Below are 17,254 nucleotides of genomic sequence, written 5' to 3'. Positions count from 1 at the left end.
CTCAGGCCCGGGCCTTGCCCGGGCCTTCGCCGTTCTCGTCTTCCGGGAGTTTGCAGACGCGCTCCAGGAAGAGGGCCGCCGCGATGACGCCGATGCCCGCCACGACCGCGAGGGCCGCGTAGAGGGCCTGGTCGCGGCGGGCCGGGACGTCGAGGGAGCCGAGGAGGAAGACGCCGGTGCCGCCGTACATGCCGGCGACGAGGGCGGCCACCAGGGCGCTCGCCTGGCCGAAGACCACCGCACGGGCCGCCATCAGGGGCTCGACACCCTTGGCGCCGGGGCGGCGCTCGCGCTGGGCCTTGAGGCGGATGCGGATCGACAGGGCGGTCGCCATGAGGACGACCGCGATCACGGCGAGGACGATCGGTGCGGCGATCGGCACGCTGGGGAGGGTGCCGACGGAGTCCCACAGGCGGGCGGCGCCCCAGGAGAGGATGCCCGCCACGAGGAACAGTCCGGTGAGTACCTTCAGCCGCAGTTGTTTCACCGGGTGTCCTTCACGTGGTCGTGGTCGTGGTCGTGGGCGGTCTGCCACGAAGCGTAACGACTACTCGGGCAGACGGAGTTCCAGGTCGACACGGGGAGTGACGCCCGCGCTGCCGAGGGCGGCGAGCAGGTCGGAGACGGCGCCGCGGCCGGGGAGCTGGGCGGCGGGGTCCACGTCGTGCCAGGGGGCGAGGACGAAGGCGCGCTCGTGGGCGCGGGGGTGCGGGAGGGTGAGGACGGGGTCCTCGGAGACGACGTCGGCGTACGTGATGATGTCGACGTCGATGGTGCGGGCGCCCCAGCGCTCCTCGCGGACGCGGTGGAAGGCCTCCTCGACGGCGTGGGCCCGCTCCAGGAGGGAGGAGGGCGGCAGGGTCGTCTTCACGAGGGCGACGGCGTTGAGGTATGAGGGCTGGGTGCCCGGCTCGACGCCCCAGGGGGCCGTCTCGTAGACGGGGGAGACGGCTTTGACCCGGAGGCCGGGGGTGTCGCCGAGGGCGTCGACGGCGCCCTGGAGGGTCTCCAGGCGGTTGCCGAGGTTGGCGCCGAGTGAGAGGACGGCCCAGCGGGGGTTGGACAGGGTCGTGTCGGCCGCGTCGACGGTGGCGACGACGGAGGCCGGTACGGGCTGGACGGTGGGGTCGCTCTGCGTCGGCTTCATCGTCGGCTCCGGGTGATCGTGATGGTCACGTCGTCGAAGGGCACGGTGATGGGGGCGTCCGGCTTGTGGACGACGACTTCCACCTCTTGTACCCCGGCGTGGCTGAGGCATTGCTGGGCAATGCGCTCGGCCAGGGTCTCGATGAGGTCGACGGGTTCGCCCTGGACGACGTCGACGACTTCCTCGGCGACGACGCCGTAGTGCACGGTCTTCGCCAGGTCGTCGTCGGCGGCCGCCGGGCGCGTGTCCAGACCGAGGACAAGGTCCACGATGAAGGTCTGGCCCTCCTCGCGCTCCTTGGGGAAGACGCCGTGGTGGCCTCGGGCCTTGAGGCCGCGCAGCGCGACACGATCCACGCGAATCACTCCTGCTGTCGTAGTTCGGGTGGCCACGCAGCCGGGTGCGGACGGCCGGGTGTCCACTTCGAATCTACCCGCGAGGACCGACAGCGCTTGCCCTCGGGGGGCCAAGGGTGGCTCAGGCCGGGGGTTCCGTGCCGTCGACGCCGGGGCCTTCGGTGTCCGTGTCCTCGGTCTCCGTAAGGACGGGAGAGGCGTGGTGGGACCAGATCCTCCAGCCGTCCGGTGTGTCGCGGAACACGTTGGTCGCGACGACGAGCTGGCCGACGAGGGGGCCGAGCTCGGCTCCGTCCTCGGCCGGTCCGCCGCTGAGGATGTTCTCGGTGCACGTGACGACGGCGGTGCCGCCGGCCAGGGAGATCCTGAGGTCGGTGAGGAAGAACTGGATGTACTCCGTGTTGGCCATGATCAGGGCGTACGAGCGGAGCACCTCGCCGCGGCCGGTGAGGACGGGCCAGCCGGGGTGGACGCAGCTGATGGGGGTGGCCCCGTCGTCGAGCCAGAGGGCGGAGACGGCTTCGAAGTCGCCGGTCTCCATGGCTTCGTAGAAGGCGGTGTTGGCGGCTTCCACGGCTGCGCGGTCGGACTGGCGGTGGCTGTCGGTCACCTGGCTCCTTCGACGGCGCGTGCGACGCGTACGGCGTCGGCGGTGGCCCTGACCTCGTGGACGCGGACGGCCCAGGCGCCTTCGTGGGCGGCGAGGGCGGAGACGGCGGCGGTGGCGGCGTCGCGCTCGCGGGCGGGGGGCGGGGTGGCGCCGTCGCGGGTGAGGACGTGGCCGAGGAAGCGCTTGCGGGAGGCGGCGACGAGGAGGGGCCGGCCTAGGGCGCGGAGCTCGGGGAGGTGGGCGACGAGGGCCAGGTCGTGGGGGGCGAGCTTGGCGAAGCCGAGGCCGGGGTCGACGACGATGCGTTCGGGGGTGATGCCGCCGGCGACGACGGCGTCCAGGCGGGTGCGGAGTTCGGCGACGACCTCGGCGACGACGTCGTCGTACACGGCGAGGTCGTTCATGCCCCGGCTGAAGCCGCGCCAGTGCATGACGACGAAGGGGACCTCGGCGGCGGCGACGGCGGGGACCATGGCGGGGTCGGCGAGTCCGCCGCTGACGTCGTTGACGAGGACGGCGCCGGCCGCGACCGCGCGGGCGGCGACGGTGGCGCGCATGGTGTCGACGGAGACGGTGACGCCTTCGGCGGCGAGGCCGCGGACGACGGGGACGACGCGGCGGAGCTCTTCGTCCTCGTCGACGCGGCTGGCGCCGGGGCGGGTGGACTCGCCGCCGACGTCGACGAGGTCGGCGCCCTGGGCGACGAGGTCGAGGCCGTGCTTGACGGCGGCCGTGGTGTCGAACCAGCGGCCGCCGTCGGAGAAGGAGTCGGGGGTCACGTTGACCACGCCCATGACCGCGCAGCGGTCCCACTCCGGCAGGCCCTGGGCAGTGCCCCGGTCGATCGTCGTACTCATGTCTCCAGCCTAGGGCCCAGGGCCTGCCGGGGTGGGATCAGGCGGTGTGGATCAGGCGGCCTGGACCTCGCGCTCGGCGGGTGCCGGGGTGAGCGTGGGCACGATGTGGGCGCAGGGGCGTGGGGCGCGGGCGGGGCGGCGGTGCGGGAAGAGGCGGGGGAGGGAGACGGTGACGAATCCTTCGGCGCGCATGGCGGCGAGGCCGATGCGGGGGAGGTCGCGGCTCTTGCGGTAGACGACGAAGCGGGGTTCCCAGCGGGGCCGGAACTTGTCGTTGAACTTGTAGAGCGACTCGATCTGGAACCAGCGGGAGAGGAAGACGAGGAGTCCGCGCCAGGCGCGCAGGACGGGTCCCGCGCCGATCTTCTCGCCGCGGGCGAGGGCGGAGCGGAACATGGCGAAGTTGAGGGAGACGCGTTCGATGCCGAGGGTGGGGGAGGCCTGGAGGGCGGCGACGATGAGGAGTTCGTTCATGCCGGGGTCGGCGGAGCGGTCGCGGCGCATGAGTTCGAGCGACATGCCGTCGGGGCCCCAGGGCACGAAGTGGATGATCGCCTTGAGGTCCCCGTAGGGGGAGGCGGGGTGGGCCGGGTCCTCGGGGTCGTCCTTGTGGGCGGTCGCTATGACGGCGTCTCCGTCGCCGGTGGCCCCGATGCGGCCGAGGGCCATGGAGAAGCCGCGCTCGGTGTCGGTGCCGCGCCAGTCGGCGGCGGCGCGGCGGACTCGTTCCAGTTCCTCGTCGTCGAGGTCGCGGACGCGGCGGACCTGGGTGGTGTAGCCGTTGCGTTCGATGCGCTTGACCATCTGGCGGACGTTGCGCATGGCGCGGCCCGAGAGGGAGAAGTCGGCGACGTCGACGATCGCCTCGTCGCCGAGTTCGAGGGCGTCGAGGCCGGTCTCGCGGGTCCAGACCTGGCCGCCGGTCTCGGAGCAGCCCATGACGGCGGGGGTCCAGGAGTGGGCCTTGGCCTCGTCCATGAAGCGTTCGATGGCGCCGGGCCAGGCCTCGACGTCGCCGATGGGGTCGCCGCTGGCGAGCATCACGCCGGAGACGACGCGGTAGCAGACGGCGGCTTTGCCGCTGGGGGAGAAGACGACGCCCTTGTCGTGGCGGAGGGCGAAGTGGCCGAGGGAGTCGCGGCCGCCGTGCTGGTCGAGGAGGGCGCGCAGCCGGGTCTCGTCGTCGTCGGTGAGGCGGGCGGCCGGGTGCTCGGGGCGGAAGGCGAAGTAGGTGGTGGTGAGGGCGGTGAGCATGCCGAGGGCGCCGAGGGAGTAGCCGACGGTCCAGTCGACGCCGCCGGTGTAGGCGACGGGGCCTTCGAAGCCGAGGAGTCCGTACAGGACGTGTTCGAGGCGGTCGGTGAGGCTGGGGTCGCCGACGACGCGGCGGGGGTGGGCGCTGACGATGACGAGGCCGAGGGCGATGGATCCGGCGCCCATGACGACGAAGTTGGCGAGTGCCCGCCAGCGGCTGCGCGGGTCGGGGAGGGCGGCGAACTCGGCGCGGTGGCGCAGCAGCAGTGCGAGGAGCGCGAGGGAGAAGAGGGCGCCGATGACGGAGTGGCGCCAGACGAACTGGGCTGCCGCGCCGACGGGGAGGAGGACGACGGCGGCGCGCCAGGCCCGGCGCTTGTGCCGCTTGAGGCCGTGGGCGAGGAGCAGGAGGAGGACGCCGGCGCTGAGGGAGAGGGCGGCGGAGAGGTGGCCGAGGGTGCCGGGGAGGACTTCGGCGACCGCGTGCATGCGGCTGGCGCGGAAGCGGGGGAAGACTCCGGCGGCGATGTCGATGAGGCCGCCGAGGGTGCAGGCGGTGCCGACGAGGGCGGGGACCTTCTCGGGGCGGGGGCCGCGCAGAATCCGGCGTACCTGAACCGGAACCAATCGCGATTTGTCCCCATCTACCGTGACAGACATGGCTTCCCGTACTTCCCGTGGTCCTGCGAGGGGTCTCTGACTCCGGCCGGGCCCTGCGGCGCGTTCGGCGGGCCTTACCGGCTGGTGCGCTCTCTAGGACGGAGTCGCACGGAGCCGGGTTCATCGGTTCACAGGAAATTCTTGGAAAGAAGGCTCGGGCGTCTCATGGGGCTCATCAGCAACAAAGTCCTCGTGCTGGCCGTCGTGCTGGCCGTGGCGCTGTTCCTCGTCACGGTCTGGCTCTGGCCGCGGCTCGCGCGGCGCGGCTGGCGTGCCGTCGTGGGGCGGGTGGGGCTGCTGCTCGTGACCCAGGTGGCGCTGTTCGCGGCGGTGGGTCTCGCGGCGAACCGTTCCTTCCTCTTCTACGGCTCCTGGGCGGACCTGTTCGGGCAGGAGCAGGACATGGGGGTGGTCGTCGACCACTCGGCCGCCGCGAAGGACGTGCAGGTGGTCGAGAAGCAGGCGCTGAAGGTGCCCGGCGGGTCCCGGCCCGAGGTCGGCGGCCAGATACAGAAGGTCGTCATCAAGGGGGAGAGGTCGGGGATCACCTCGCCGGCCTACGTCTACCTGCCGCCGGAGTACTTCCAGAAGCAGTACGCGAAGAACACCTTCCCGGCTTCGGTGGTGCTCACCGGATACCCGGGCACGGCCGAGAACCTGCTCAAGGGCCTGAAGTACCCGAGGACGGCGTACACCCAGGCGAAGGCCGGGAAGATGCAGCCGATGATCCTGGTGATGCTGCGTCCGACGGTGGCGCCGCCGCGGGACACCGAGTGCGTGGACATCCCGGGCGGACCGCAGACGGAGACCTTCTTCGCGGAGGATCTGCCGAAGGCGGTCTCGGAGACGTACCGCGTGGGGACGAAGCCCCGGAACTGGGGCTTCATGGGGAACTCGACCGGTGGGTACTGCGCGCTGAAGATCGCGCTGCACCACCCGGACCGGTACGCGGCGGGGGCGGGCCTCTCGGCGTACTACAAGGCGGCGGAGGACGTGACGACGGGCGACCTCTTCCACGGCGACGACCGGCTGCGCAAGCGGGGGAACCTGCTGTGGAGCCTGGACCATCTGCCGCAGGGGAAGTCGTCGTTCCTGGTGACGACGTCGAAGCAGGGCGAGGGCAATCTGAAGGGGACGCTCGACTTCGTCAAGAAGGTGAAGAGCCCGGCGCGGGTCTCGTCGATCACGCTGGAGAGCGGCGGCCACAACTTCAACACGTGGAACCGCGAGATCCCGCCGGGGCTGGTCTGGATGGCCGGGCGGCTCAGCGCGGCCTGAGGCCGGGGCCTCGGCTCCGCGCGTCCGCTCCCCTCACGACTTCACGTCTGTTCCGCCGTGGCCCTGCGGAGCGCGCGGTGGACTCCCTCCGGGGTGAGGACACCGAGGGGGCGGCCGGCCGCGTCGGTCACCGTGAGGCGGCCGGTGTCGTGCTGGAGCAGCAGGGCGAGGGCGTCCTTGAGGGAGGACCCGAGGGGTACGTGGGCGCCGTTCTCGTATTCCTCGGGGCCTCCGACGTCCCCTTCGGGGCTTCCCTTCCGGATGTCGAGGTCGGCCTCGGTGACGGGCGTGACGGCGAGCCGCTTGAGCCCGCGGTCGCTGCCGACGAAGTCCGCGACGTACGGGGTGGCGGGGGAGCCGAGCACGGTGGCGGGGGTGTCGAACTGCTCGATGCGGCCCTGCCCGTAGACGGCCATGCGGTCGCCCATGCGGACGGCCTCCTCGATGTCGTGGGTGACGAGGAGGACGGTCTTTCGGACGGTGGCCTGGAGCGCGAGGAACTCGTTCTGGAGGCGCTCGCGGACGACCGGGTCGACGGCGCCGAAGGGCTCGTCCATGAGGAGGACGGGCGGGTCGGCGGCGAGCGCGCGGGCGACGCCGACGCGCTGGCGCTGGCCGCCGGAGAGCTGGGCGGGGTAGCGGGAGCCGTAGACGGCCGGGTCGAGGCCGACGAGGTCGAGGAGTTCGGCGGCACGCGCGCGTGCGGCGGCCTTCTTCCAGCCGAGGAGGGCGGGGACGGTCGCGGTGTTGTCGAGGACCGTGCGGTGGGGGAAGAGCCCGACCTGCTGGATGACGTAGCCGATCTTGCGGCGCAGGGCGACCGGGTCGACGCCGGCGATGTCGCGGCCGTCGACGAGGACGCGGCCGGAGGTCGGTTCGACGAGCCGGTTGACCATCATCATCGTGGTGGTCTTGCCGCAGCCGGACGGCCCGACCAGGGTGACGAGTTCGCCCTCGGCGACCTCGAAGGAGAGATCGTCGACGGCCGTGGTGCCGTCCGCGTACCGCTTGGTCACGTGCTCGAACCGGATCATGGTTCCCCATTCTGGCCCCTGGCCGACGGGGGTGTGTGAAGGGCGTGTTGCCGCATTGTGGCGGATCCCGGTGATTGTCGGTGGCCGGGGTTAGGGTCGTCAGACATACGTTCGGAGCGAGCGGGCGACCCGGGGGGAGGGGCGGATGAGCACGCCGAACTGTCTGGTCACCAACGACTGGATATGCGGGGAGTATCTGCGGACGCGCAGCGAGGAGCTGACGGAGGCGACCCTCCAGCATGTGGGAATCACGGTCGTGTCCGTGCTCCTCGCGATCCTCGTCGCCGTGCCGTTGGCGCTGCTCGTACGGGCGAGGCCGCGGTTCGCGGGCCCTGTCCTCGGGCTGACGACCCTGCTCTACACGGTGCCGTCGCTCGCGATGTTCTCGCTGCTCCTGCCCGTCTTCGGGCTCTCGGCGGCGCTCGTCGTGACCGGCCTCGTGCTCTACGCGCTGACGATCCTCGTGCGGAACACGCTGGCGGGGCTCGACGCCGTGCCGGCCGAGACGCGCGAGGCCGCCCGGGGCATGGGGTACGGCTCGTGGCGGCTGCTCTGGCAGGTCGAACTCCCGCTGGCCCTGCCGGTGCTGATGGCCGGCATACGGATGGCGACGGTCTCCACGATCGCGCTGACGACGGTCGGCTCGGTCGTCGGCCGAGGCGGGCTCGGCAATCTCATCGAGGACGCGCTGCCGACCTTCTTCAAGGCGCAGGTGCTCGCCGCCTCCGTGCTGTGCGTGCTGCTCGCCGTCACCGCCGACCTGCTGCTCCTGGGACTCCAGCGGCTCCTCACGCCGTGGACCCGGATACGGACCGCGCCGGGGGGTGTGTGAGGTGGAGATCGTGACGGGCGCCTGGGCCTGGCTCACCACCGGCGCGCACTGGACCGGCGAGGAGGGCATCGGGCAGCGGCTCGCGGAGCACGTGTACGTCAGCGGGGCGGCACTGCTGATCGCCTCGGCCCTCGCGCTGCCGCTCGGCCTGTGGCTCGGCCATCTCGGCCGGGGCGGGGCGCTCGCGGTGAACGTGTCCAACGTGGGCCGGGCGGTCCCCGTCTTCGCGGTCCTCGCGCTGTTCATGGTCTCGCCCCTGAGAAACGCCGGCTATGTGCCGACCGTCGTCGCCCTCGTCCTGTTCGCGATACCGCCGCTCCTCACCAACGCATACGTGGGGATGCGGGAGGTGGACCGGTCCGCGGTGCGGGCCGCTCGGGGCATGGGGATGACGGGCGGCCAGGTCTTCCGGCGCGTCGAACTGCCCCTGGCGGGGCCGGTGGTGATGACCGGGGTGCGCTCGGCGGCGGTGCAGGTCGTCGCCACGGCGACGGTCGCGGCGATGGTCGGTCAGGGCGGTCTCGGCCGGATCATCACGGCCGGCTTCGCCCTCTACGACACGGCGCAGGTGGTCGCGGGCGCGGTGCTGGTGGCCCTGCTCGCCCTCCTGGTGGAGGCGGTGCTCGTGGGAGTGGACCGGCTCCTGACGGCCAGGCGAACGAGCGGCTGAGCGAACGAGCGGCTGAGCGACCGAGTAACCGAGCGACCGAGTAACCGAGCGACTGAGCAGCTGGGTAACGGAACGACGAACGGCCGAACGGCCTGCTGAAGTTGATGACGGAGATGGGTGGTCTTGTGAACAGGGTCTCGCGTGTCGCGGGTGCGGTGCTGGGGACGACGGCGCTTGCCGTCGCACTCGCCGCGTGCGGTGGTGACAGCCTGGAGGGGGGCAGGAAGAACTCCGGCGGCGCGTCCACGGGAGAGGGGAAGGGCTCGCTGGTCGTGGGCGCTGCGGCCTTCACCGAGTCGAAGGTGCTGGCCGAGCTGTACGCCCAGTCGCTGCGGGACGCCGGATACTCCGTATCCGTCACCACCGTGAAGAATCGCGAGTTGTACGAGCCCTCCCTGGAGAGCGGCGAGATCGACGTCGTACCGGAATACGCGGCGACCATCGCGGAATTCCTCAACGCGAAGGTGAACGGCCCGAAGGCGCCCGAGGACAAGCCGGTCGCTTCGGGTGACGCGGACGCGACGGTCGAGGCGCTGCGGAAGCTCGCCGAACCGCGTGGTCTGAAGGTGCTCGCGGTCGGCGGGGCCGTCGATCAGAACGCCTTCGCGGTGACCAAGGAATTCGCCGAGAAGAACAAGCTGACGACCCTTTCCGATCTGGGCCGCGCGAAGCTGAAGGTGAAGATCGCGGCCGGTGACGAATGCGCGGTGCGGCCGTTCTGCGCGCCCGGCCTGAAGAAGACGTACGGGATCGACGTGGCCGGCATCGACCCCAAGGGGGTCGGGACCCCGCAGGCCAAGCAGGCCGTCAAGGACGGGGTGGACCAGCTGGTCCTGACGACCACCACGGACGCCACGATCGAGAACTTCGGGCTCGTCTTCCTGGAGGACGACAAGAAGCTGCAGAACGCGGACAACGTCCTGCCCGTGGTCAACGCCAAGGACGCGGGTGCACCCGGGATTGCGGCCGCCCTCGACAAGATCACCAAGGTCCTGACGACGGCGGATCTCGCCGAACTCAACCGCAAGGTGGATGCCGAGCGGGCGAAGCCGGAAGACGTCGCCAAGGACTATCTGACGGCGAAGGGGCTGCTCAACAAGTAGGTCCAGGGCGGGGGAAGTCGGCCCGAAACGGAACCGGAAGGGTTGATCACCACTTCTTCTGGCGAGAAGTGGCCAAGAGATTCCCGGGCCGACACCCCACATGGTCCCTACGCACGGTAAATTTCAGGCCATGCCACGTGGACGCCACCGCCATTCCCCGCCTCTGCACAAGCTGCTGCCGCCCTCCGCGGTCGCAGGCGCCGCGGTCGTGTGCGCCGCGGTCGTCTGGCTGCCCGGAGACCTCCTGGTCGTGCGGCTGCTCGCGGTCGCCGCCGCCGCGGCCGCCGTCACCGGCGCCGTCCTCATGCGGAGTTGGGACCGGAGCGCCGGCGCCCGCGTCGCCGAGCTGAACCGGGCCCGCACCGCCGACCAGTGGAAGGCCGAGGAGCGGGTCGCCGAGCTGGAGTCCGACCTGGAGGAGTCCCGCGGTCTGCGGACCCGGCTCGACGCCAAGCTCCGCGCCAAGCGCGTCGAGCTCGCCGGGCTGCGCGGCGAGCACGCCGACCTCCTCCGCCGGTACGCCACCGCGGAGACCGAGCGCGCGAGCGCGCTGGAGGGCCGCCGCGTCCTCGCCCTGGAGGCGACCACCACGGCCGAGGCGGCCGGCACCGGCGCGAAGGCCCTGCCCGCCGCCGGGTCCACGCCCACCCCGGAGGCTTACCGCCGCGCCGCGCAGGCCCTGAAGGACCTCCCGCGCAACGCAGCGGCCCAGCACGCCCGGCGCACCGCCGAGGCGGCCCGCGCCCGGGACCTCGCCGAGCGGGCCCGCGAGACGGAGGAGCCGCAGGGGAAGCACGCGGCGGCCGCCGGGACCGAGCAGCACAGCCGTACGGCCGCCCCCGCCCTCGGACCCGCCCCCGCGCAGGCGGCACTGCCTGCCGCGCCCTCGGCGCCGGACCAGGCGCCGGACCAGGCGCCGGACCAGGCACCGGAATCCGGGACGGGCTCCGAGACGGACTCCCAGGGCGCGAACGCCGCCGAGGCCGTGAAGGCAGACGGGACCCCGGCCCCCGCGCCCAGGCCCGTCCCGCCCACCGGGATCACGCGCGTGCCCGCCGTCCAGGTGGCTGCGGCGATCGTCCCGGCCCGCAGGCAGACCCCGCGCCCCGAGGGCGGGTTCGACTTCTTCGGTACGCAGAAGGAGGCGGCGGCCATCGAGGCCGTGCAGAACACCGACCTCGCCGACGTCGTGGGCGAGGAGGTCCTCGAAGGGGCCCTGGCCGCCGAGACCCCGTTCCTCGTCCCGCTCGCCCCCCTCGCGCCGCCGGCGCCGGTGCCGCCCCGGACGATCGGCGAGGTCATCGACCTGACCGCGCACGACGAGACGGAGCAGCTCGACGTGGCCGAGCTGCGCGGCGCCGTCAACTCGTGACGTTCCGGCTCTCCGTCCTCACGGCGGCCGAGGCGACCCGTCGCCGTGAGGAACTGATCGCCCTGTGCGCCCAGGCCTTCGCCGGATCGCCCTGGCACGAGCCCCCGCTCGGCGCCGTACGGACCGTGGACCGGCTGCTCGACAGCGCCGCGCGGAAGGACGGCTTCTGCGCGGCTGCCGCGTATGCCGACGACGGCACCGACTTTGCCGACGCCGCCCTGCTCGGCTTCGCGGCCGGATGGACCGACACCGCCCTGTCCGGCGACGCGCCCCTGTTCGAGCTGGCCGAGCTGGTCGTCGCCCCCGGCCGGCAGGGCCAGGGCATCGGCCGGTCCCTCCACGACGGGCTGCTCGTGGTCGGCTCGCCGGGCCCGGCCATGCTCATGACTCTCGACGTCCCGGAACTGACGGAGCGGTACGCGCGCTGGGGCTGGACGGTCGTGGACCGCCGGCGCCCGGGCGAGGAGCAGCGCGAGTACGTCGTCATGCGCCACGCCTGACCCGGCGGACGGGCCGTGCCTACTTGTCGATGTCGCCGACGACGAAGAACAGCGAGCCGAGGATCGCGACCATGTCGGCGACGAGCGTCCCCGGCAGCAGCTCGACCAGCGCCTGGATGTTGTTGAACGACGCGGAGCGGAGCTTCAGCCGGTACGGCGTCTTCTCGCCCTTGGAGACCAGGTAGTAGCCGTTGACGCCGAGCGGGTTCTCGGTCCAGGCGTACGTGTGCCCCTCCGGCGCCTTCAGCACCTTCGGCAGCCGCTGGTTGATCGGCCCCTGCGGCAGGTCGGCGATCCGGTCCAGGCAGGCGTCCGCCAGGTCCAGGGCGTTGTGGGTCTGGTCGAGCAGGCACTCGAAGCGGGCCAGGCAGTCGCCCTCCTCGCGCACGGCGACCCGCAGCGTGTCCTGGAGCTCCCCGTAGGCGAGGTACGGCTCGTCGCGGCGCAGGTCGAAGTCGACACCCGAGGCGCGTGCGATCGGCCCGGACACCCCGTACGCGTGGACCGCGGCCTGCGACAGGACGCCGACGCCGCGCGTACGGCCTCGGAAGATCTCGTTGCCGAGGACCAGCCGGTCGTACACGTCCATCCGCGAGCGGACGTCCGCGACGGCCTGGCGCGCCCGCCCCAGCCAGCCGGCGGGCAGGTCCTCCTTGAGGCCGCCGACCCGGTTGAACATGTAGTGCATCCGGCCGCCGGAGACCTCCTCCATCACGGCCTGGAGCTCCTCGCGCTCCCGGAAGGCGTGGAAGACCGGGGTGATCCCGCCCAGTTCGAGGGGGTACGAGCCGAGGAACATGAGGTGGTTGAGGACCCGGTTCAGCTCGGCGAGGAGCGTGCGGGTCCACACGGCGCGCTCGGGGACCTCCATGCCCAGCATCCGCTCGACGGCCATGACGACCCCGAGCTCGTTGGAGAAGGCGGAAAGCCAGTCGTGACGGTTGGCCAGCATGATGATCTGCCGGTAGTCACGCGCCTCGAAGAGCTTCTCGGCGCCGCGGTGCATGTAGCCGATCACCGGCTCGGCCTGCTGGACGACCTCGCCGTCGAGCACGAGCCGGAGGCGGAGCACGCCATGGGTCGAGGGGTGCTGCGGGCCGATGTTCAGCACCATGTCGGTGCTCTCCGCCGCGCCGCCGATTCCGACCGTCGTCTCCGTCATGCGGGACAGTATCCCCTGCCCCGCGTCCCCGGCCCACGGGTCACCCTGCGGCGGGCCCGACCCGCTGGACCAGCCAGTGGAAATCGCCCAGACCGCCGCGGGCGGTCAGCTCGGCGGCCTCGCCGGCGGAGGCGAGCGCGCGGACGTAGCCGGCGGGATCGGCCGAGGCCATGGAGAGCGGCGGACGCCCCCCGGACACCCCGAGCCGGTGCAGGGCCTCCCGCTGGGTGAGCAGCTCCGCTCCTCCGTCCCCGCCCCCGGCCGCCGCGCACGCGTCCACCGCCACGTGGGCCGTCACGTCGCAGCCGCCGTCCGGTGCCGGCGGGACCTCGCGGCCGTCCCGGAAGCCGGTCAGGGTGCCGAAGGGCGGCCGGGCGTCCCGTACGTGCCCGTAGTCGACGGCCACCGCGCGCCCCGCCGCGAGCGAGCGCACCGCCGCCGCCCACGCCGCGTCCCTGGGCCGCCCGATCTCGGCCCGCGCGCCGGGCTCCCGCAGCGGCCACCAGCGGGCCAGCCACTCCGCGTCGGGGCCCGCGACGGGCGCGGCGAGCCGCTCCGTACCGTCCGCGCGGACCTCCACGTACCGGGCGACGCCCGTCGCGTCGGCCTCGGCCACGTCCACCGGCACGTTGTCGAGCCACTCGTTCGCGAAGAGGAGCCCGCGCACGCTCCCCGGCCCCGGCAGCCGGTCCGTCCAGACGATCCGCTCGTCGAGCCCCGCCGGGCGGGCGGCGCGCTCGACCGCGGACGCCCGGACGTCCAGACCCGTCCCCGCGGTCGCCGCGAGCACCGCCGTCAGCAGCTCACCGCGCCCCGCGCCCACGTCCACCAGATCGACCCCGGCCGTCCCCAGCTCCTCCGCGACCTCGCCGAGCAGCCGGGCCACCGCCCCCGCGAAGAGCGCGGAGGCGTGCACCGACGTACGGAAATGGCCCGCGGGTCCCTCGGGGCGCAGATAGAAGCCCCCCGGGCCGTACAGCGCCTGCTCCGTGGCCTCGCGCCACCCCCGCCACTGACACGTCTCACCCGTCACGTCATCCGTCACGGACCCCAGTCTCCACCTCGGGGAGTACGGCCCCGTCGTCAAGGATCGGCCCAACGGTTGATCCCTGCACCTATCGGCCTTCCCTACTCTGGGTGACGTGCAGCGCCTCTACGACTTCCTCCGCAGACACCCGACGGGCGTCGACACCTTCTGGGCCGTCGTCCTCCTCGGGTTCTCCCTGCTGTGGGTGGGGACGACCTCCCCGGCCGTCGGCAACCCCCTCGCGTACGGGGTGGTCGCCGTGCTCCTCTCCCTGGTCGTGGCCCTGCGCCGACGCGCCCCGGAGAAGATGCTGCTGCTGACGGTCGCCCTCGGCCTCGTCCAGCTCGCCCTCGGCCTGGAACCGTTCGTCGCCGACTTCGCCATGCTCGTGATCGTCTTCACGGTCGCGGCGCACGACGGAGCCCGCTGGGCGTCCCGCCTCGCGCTCGTCGGCGGACTGAGCGCGGCCACGCTCTCGGCGCTGAGATGGCCCATGGACGGCATCGAATCCGCCGCCGCCACGGTCTTCTTCACGGTCATCATGACCGTCCCCTTCGCGCTCGCCTGGGTTCTCGGCGACTCGCTCCGCACCCGCCGCGCCTACTTCGCGCAGCTGGAGGAGCGGGCCTCCCGCCTGGAGCAGGAGCGCGAGGCCCAGGCCAAGGTCGCGGTCGCCGCCGAGCGCGCCCGGATCGCCCGCGAGCTGCACGACGTCGTCGCGCACAACGTGTCGGTGATGGTCGTCCAGGCCGACGGCGCCGCCTACGTCATGGACTCGTCCCCCGAGACCGCCAAGCAGGCCCTGGAGACGATCTCCACCACGGGCCGGCAGGCCCTCGCCGAGATGCGCCGCCTCCTCGGCATCCTGCGCACCGGCGAGCACCAGGAGGCCGGTGAGTACGTGCCCCAGCCCGACGTGCAGCAGATCGAGGACCTCGTCGAGCAGGTCCGGAGCGCCGGCCTCACCGTCGACTTCGCGATCGAGGGGAGCCCGCGTCCGCTGCCCAGCGGCGTCGAGCTCACCGCGTACCGGATCGTGCAGGAGGCGCTCACCAACACGCGCAAGCACGGCGGTCCCGACGTCGGCGCCAGCGTCCGGCTGGTCTACTTCGACGACGGCCTCGGGCTGCTCGTCGAGGACGACGGTCGCGGCGCACCGCAGGAGATGTACGAGGACGGCGGCGCCGACGGGCGCGGTCATGGTCTGATCGGGATGCGCGAGCGGGTCGGCATGGTCGGCGGCACGCTGGACGCGGGGCCGCGCCCCGGCGGTGGTTTCCGGATCAGCGCCCTGCTCCCCCTCAAGCCCGCTCACTAGAAGAGGATCTTCCTGACATGTCCATCCGCGTGATGCTCGTCGACGACCAGGTGCTGCTGCGCACCGGTTTCCGCATGGTGCTCGCCGCCCAGCCGGACATGGAGGTCGTGGCGGAGGCGGGGGACGGGGTCGAAGCCCTCGAGGTGCTCCGCTCCACGGCGGTCGACGTCGTCCTGATGGACGTGCGCATGCCGAAGCTGGACGGGGTGGAGACCACCCGGCGGATCTGCTCGCAGCCGGGCGCGCCGAAGGTGCTGATCCTGACCACCTTCGACCTCGACGAGTACGCCTTCTCGGGGCTGAAGGCGGGCGCGAGCGGCTTCATGCTGAAGGACGTGCCGCCGGCGGACCTGCTCGGCGCGATCCGGTCGGTGCACAGCGGCGACGCGGTGGTGGCGCCCTCGACGACCCGGCGGCTGCTCGACCGCTTCTCGCCGATGCTGCCGTCGACGGGGACGGAGACGCGGGCCGTCGACACCGCGCTCGCGCGGCTCACGGACCGGGAGCGCGAGGTGATGATGCTGGTCGCGCAGGGCCTGTCGAACGGCGAGATCGCGGCGCGGCTCGTCCTCTCGGAGGCGACGGTGAAGACGCACGTGGGCCGGATCCTGACCAAGCTGGGCCTGCGTGACCGGGTCCAGGTCGTGGTCCTCGCGTACGAGTCGGGCCTGGTCCGCGCGGGCGGCGGCGCGGCCTCGTAGGGCCTGTCCTGGGGCCCGTCCTAGGGAGTGCGTGCCTGGGGGCACCTCCCAGCGGTAGCTGGGGGAGCGTTGCGGGGCAGACGGGTATGTGACGACAGGGCCTAGGTCCTGTCGTCAAACTCCAGTCGTCCGCCCGAAGGGCGGGCCCTGCGGCGTCAGGTGCGTGCTCTCGGCGTGCCGGGCGCGGGCCCGCGTACTGGATGTACGCGGGTCTGTGCCCGGTGCGGTGAGAGTGCGTGCATGGCGTTGCGGGGCAGGCGGGAGTTTGACGACAGGACCTAGCGGAGGACCGACTCCAGGAAGTCGCTGCCGAGCCGGGCGACGACGGTCACGTCGAGCTGGTGCAGGACGTACCGGCCGCGCCGCTGGGTGGTGACCAGTCCGGCCTTCTTCATGACCGCGAGGTGCCGGGAGACCTCGGGGGCGGTGATGCCGTACGCGTCGGCCAGCTCGCCCGTCGAGTACGCGCCCCGGGCGAGACTGCGGCACAGCCGCATCCGCATGGGGTGGGCGACCGCCTCCAGGCGCAGCTTGACGGACTCGGTCGCGGTGGCGCCGCCGAGGTCGCGGGTGGGTACGGGGTACTGGACGACCGGCTGCCAGCCTGGTGTGTGCAGGGCGAAGAGGTGCGGCCAGCCGAAGGCGGTCGGCAGGAACGTCACGCCCGTTCCCTCGGCGCTCGTGCGCCCCTGGACCAGCTTGTCGACGACGATCCGGGAGCCCCGCTCGTCCTCCTCCAGGACCATCGCGGCCGAGGCGGCGGAAACGGCCTCGGCGAGCCCCTTGCGGCGCATCAGCTCGGTCTTGTGGCGGGCGTCGGCGGCGAGCTGCACGCCGACGCGGCGCCAGGTGTCGGCGAAGAAGGCCTCGTCGCAGTCCTCCAGGAGCCGCCGGATCCACGCGCGCGTGCCGGGCGGGTCGGCCAGCATCCGCTCCACGAAGGCGACCTGCCGGGGGCCGCGCGCGGAGGCCAGGTCGAGGGCGCGGCGGCGCATCCGCTCGTCGACGAGCGGGGACGGCGCGCCGTGCGTGTAGTGGCTGGCGCAGGAGATCTCCAGGGCCGAGCCCACGTACTTCTCGTCGTCCATGCGGTCGAGGTCGTCCAGCTCCTCGGCGAGGGTCCCCCGCGGCCGCGACGGCAGCAGGATGTCCGAGCGCGTGGAGCGCCACATGAAGTCGGCCTCGTGGAGCCGGTCGGCGAGCTCGGGCTTGAGGGCGGCGGCGGTCGTGGTCGTCCAGGCGTGCAGCCGGGGGTGGTGCGCCGGCTCGGCCAGGGCGTGCAGGGCGGCGCCCAGTTCGCCCAGGGGCGAGGGGCAGAAGACGAGGCGCTCCTGGGGCAGTCCGGTGATGTCGATCGTCACGCTCACGCCCCT

The 17,254-nt window shown here is 72.6% G+C and carries 18 protein-coding genes; 8 read left to right on the top strand and 10 right to left on the bottom strand.

Going from position 1 to position 17,254, the window contains the following annotated elements:
• Position 1: 1 nt before the first annotated feature.
• The 6 genes from IE124_RS14830 to IE124_RS14805 form a co-directional block, all read right to left on the bottom strand.
• Positions 2-487, bottom strand: coding sequence for a DUF3180 domain-containing protein (locus tag IE124_RS14830; protein ID WP_189508221.1), 486 nt, complete (start codon positions 485-487; stop codon positions 2-4).
• 60 nt (positions 488-547) lie between these two features.
• Positions 548-1,147: a 2-amino-4-hydroxy-6-hydroxymethyldihydropteridine diphosphokinase gene (gene folK / locus IE124_RS14825; protein WP_189508220.1), complete on the bottom strand. Its 600-nt coding sequence runs from the start codon at positions 1,145-1,147 to the stop codon at positions 548-550.
• A complete protein-coding gene (folB, locus tag IE124_RS14820; RefSeq protein WP_189508219.1) occupies positions 1,144-1,503 on the bottom strand; it encodes a dihydroneopterin aldolase in 360 nt (119 codons plus the stop codon). The genes folK and folB overlap by 4 nt, the downstream gene beginning before the upstream one ends.
• A 121-nt stretch (positions 1,504-1,624) precedes the next feature.
• Complete coding sequence (locus tag IE124_RS14815) at positions 1,625-2,113, bottom strand: nuclear transport factor 2 family protein (RefSeq protein ID WP_189508218.1); 489 nt, start codon at positions 2,111-2,113, stop codon at positions 1,625-1,627.
• Complete coding sequence (gene folP / locus IE124_RS14810; RefSeq protein ID WP_189508217.1) at positions 2,110-2,970, bottom strand: dihydropteroate synthase; 861 nt, start codon at positions 2,968-2,970, stop codon at positions 2,110-2,112. The genes IE124_RS14815 and folP overlap by 4 nt, the downstream gene beginning before the upstream one ends.
• A 51-nt stretch (positions 2,971-3,021) precedes the next feature.
• The gene (locus IE124_RS14805; protein WP_189508216.1) at positions 3,022-4,884 is read right to left on the bottom strand and encodes a phosphatidylglycerol lysyltransferase domain-containing protein; all 1,863 of its coding nucleotides are present in this window, start codon (positions 4,882-4,884) and stop codon (positions 3,022-3,024) included.
• Positions 4,885-5,049: 165 nt separating this feature from the next.
• On the opposite strand from IE124_RS14805, the gene IE124_RS14800 reads away from it, so the two are divergent.
• The gene (locus IE124_RS14800; RefSeq protein WP_189508215.1) at positions 5,050-6,162 is read left to right on the top strand and encodes an alpha/beta hydrolase; all 1,113 of its coding nucleotides are present in this window, start codon (positions 5,050-5,052) and stop codon (positions 6,160-6,162) included.
• Positions 6,163-6,203: 41 nt separating this feature from the next.
• Here the strand turns inward: IE124_RS14800 and IE124_RS14795 are convergent, their stop codons facing one another.
• A complete protein-coding gene (locus IE124_RS14795; protein WP_189508214.1) occupies positions 6,204-7,196 on the bottom strand; it encodes an ABC transporter ATP-binding protein in 993 nt (330 codons plus the stop codon).
• A 145-nt stretch (positions 7,197-7,341) separates the two neighbouring features.
• Here IE124_RS14795 and IE124_RS14790 point away from each other — a divergent pair, with 145 nt between their 5' ends.
• The 5 genes from IE124_RS14790 to IE124_RS14770 all read left to right on the top strand — a co-directional run bounded on the left by IE124_RS14790 (position 7,342) and on the right by IE124_RS14770 (position 11,673).
• Entirely contained in the window at positions 7,342-8,028 is a 687-nt protein-coding gene (locus tag IE124_RS14790; protein WP_189508213.1) for an ABC transporter permease, read from the top strand.
• Between the two features lies 1 nt (position 8,029).
• The gene (locus IE124_RS14785) at positions 8,030-8,698 is read left to right on the top strand and encodes an ABC transporter permease (RefSeq protein ID WP_189508212.1); all 669 of its coding nucleotides are present in this window, start codon (positions 8,030-8,032) and stop codon (positions 8,696-8,698) included.
• A 113-nt stretch (positions 8,699-8,811) separates the two neighbouring features.
• Positions 8,812-9,801, top strand: a complete 990-nt coding sequence (locus tag IE124_RS14780) for an ABC transporter substrate-binding protein (RefSeq protein ID WP_189508211.1) — start codon at positions 8,812-8,814, stop codon at positions 9,799-9,801.
• Positions 9,802-9,931: 130 nt separating this feature from the next.
• Complete coding sequence (locus IE124_RS14775; RefSeq protein WP_189508210.1) at positions 9,932-11,173, top strand: hypothetical protein; 1,242 nt, start codon at positions 9,932-9,934, stop codon at positions 11,171-11,173.
• The gene (locus IE124_RS14770) at positions 11,170-11,673 is read left to right on the top strand and encodes a GNAT family N-acetyltransferase (RefSeq protein ID WP_189508209.1); all 504 of its coding nucleotides are present in this window, start codon (positions 11,170-11,172) and stop codon (positions 11,671-11,673) included. Before IE124_RS14775 ends, IE124_RS14770 begins: the two co-directional genes overlap by 4 nt.
• A gap of 19 nt (positions 11,674-11,692) precedes the next feature.
• Here IE124_RS14770 and IE124_RS14765 read toward each other — a convergent pair whose 3' ends face one another.
• Both IE124_RS14765 and IE124_RS14760 read right to left on the bottom strand, forming a co-directional pair.
• Positions 11,693-12,835: an NADH-quinone oxidoreductase subunit D gene (locus IE124_RS14765; RefSeq protein WP_141300557.1), complete on the bottom strand. Its 1,143-nt coding sequence runs from the start codon at positions 12,833-12,835 to the stop codon at positions 11,693-11,695.
• A gap of 40 nt (positions 12,836-12,875) precedes the next feature.
• Positions 12,876-13,880 (bottom strand): SAM-dependent methyltransferase, encoded by a 1,005-nt coding sequence (locus IE124_RS14760; protein ID WP_229832470.1) that lies wholly within the window; start codon positions 13,878-13,880, stop codon positions 12,876-12,878.
• A 97-nt stretch (positions 13,881-13,977) separates the two neighbouring features.
• Between IE124_RS14760 and IE124_RS14755 the strand changes: the two genes are divergently transcribed.
• Both IE124_RS14755 and IE124_RS14750 read left to right on the top strand, forming a co-directional pair.
• The gene (locus tag IE124_RS14755; RefSeq protein WP_189508208.1) at positions 13,978-15,180 is read left to right on the top strand and encodes a sensor histidine kinase; all 1,203 of its coding nucleotides are present in this window, start codon (positions 13,978-13,980) and stop codon (positions 15,178-15,180) included.
• A gap of 17 nt (positions 15,181-15,197) precedes the next feature.
• Positions 15,198-15,881, top strand: a complete 684-nt coding sequence (locus tag IE124_RS14750) for a response regulator (RefSeq protein WP_189508207.1) — start codon at positions 15,198-15,200, stop codon at positions 15,879-15,881.
• A 278-nt stretch (positions 15,882-16,159) separates the two neighbouring features.
• Here IE124_RS14750 and IE124_RS14745 read toward each other — a convergent pair whose 3' ends face one another.
• Positions 16,160-17,248 carry a DUF5937 family protein gene (locus tag IE124_RS14745; RefSeq protein WP_229832469.1) on the bottom strand — a complete coding sequence of 363 codons (1,089 nt, stop codon included), beginning with the start codon at positions 17,246-17,248 and terminating at the stop codon, positions 16,160-16,162.
• Positions 17,249-17,254: the final 6 nt, after the last annotated feature.

The organism is Streptomyces narbonensis (assembly GCF_014649015.1).
GTDB classification, from domain to species: Bacteria; Actinomycetota; Actinomycetes; order Streptomycetales; family Streptomycetaceae; genus Streptomyces; species Streptomyces narbonensis.
This window is presented reverse-complemented; position numbering and strand designations above follow the sequence as displayed.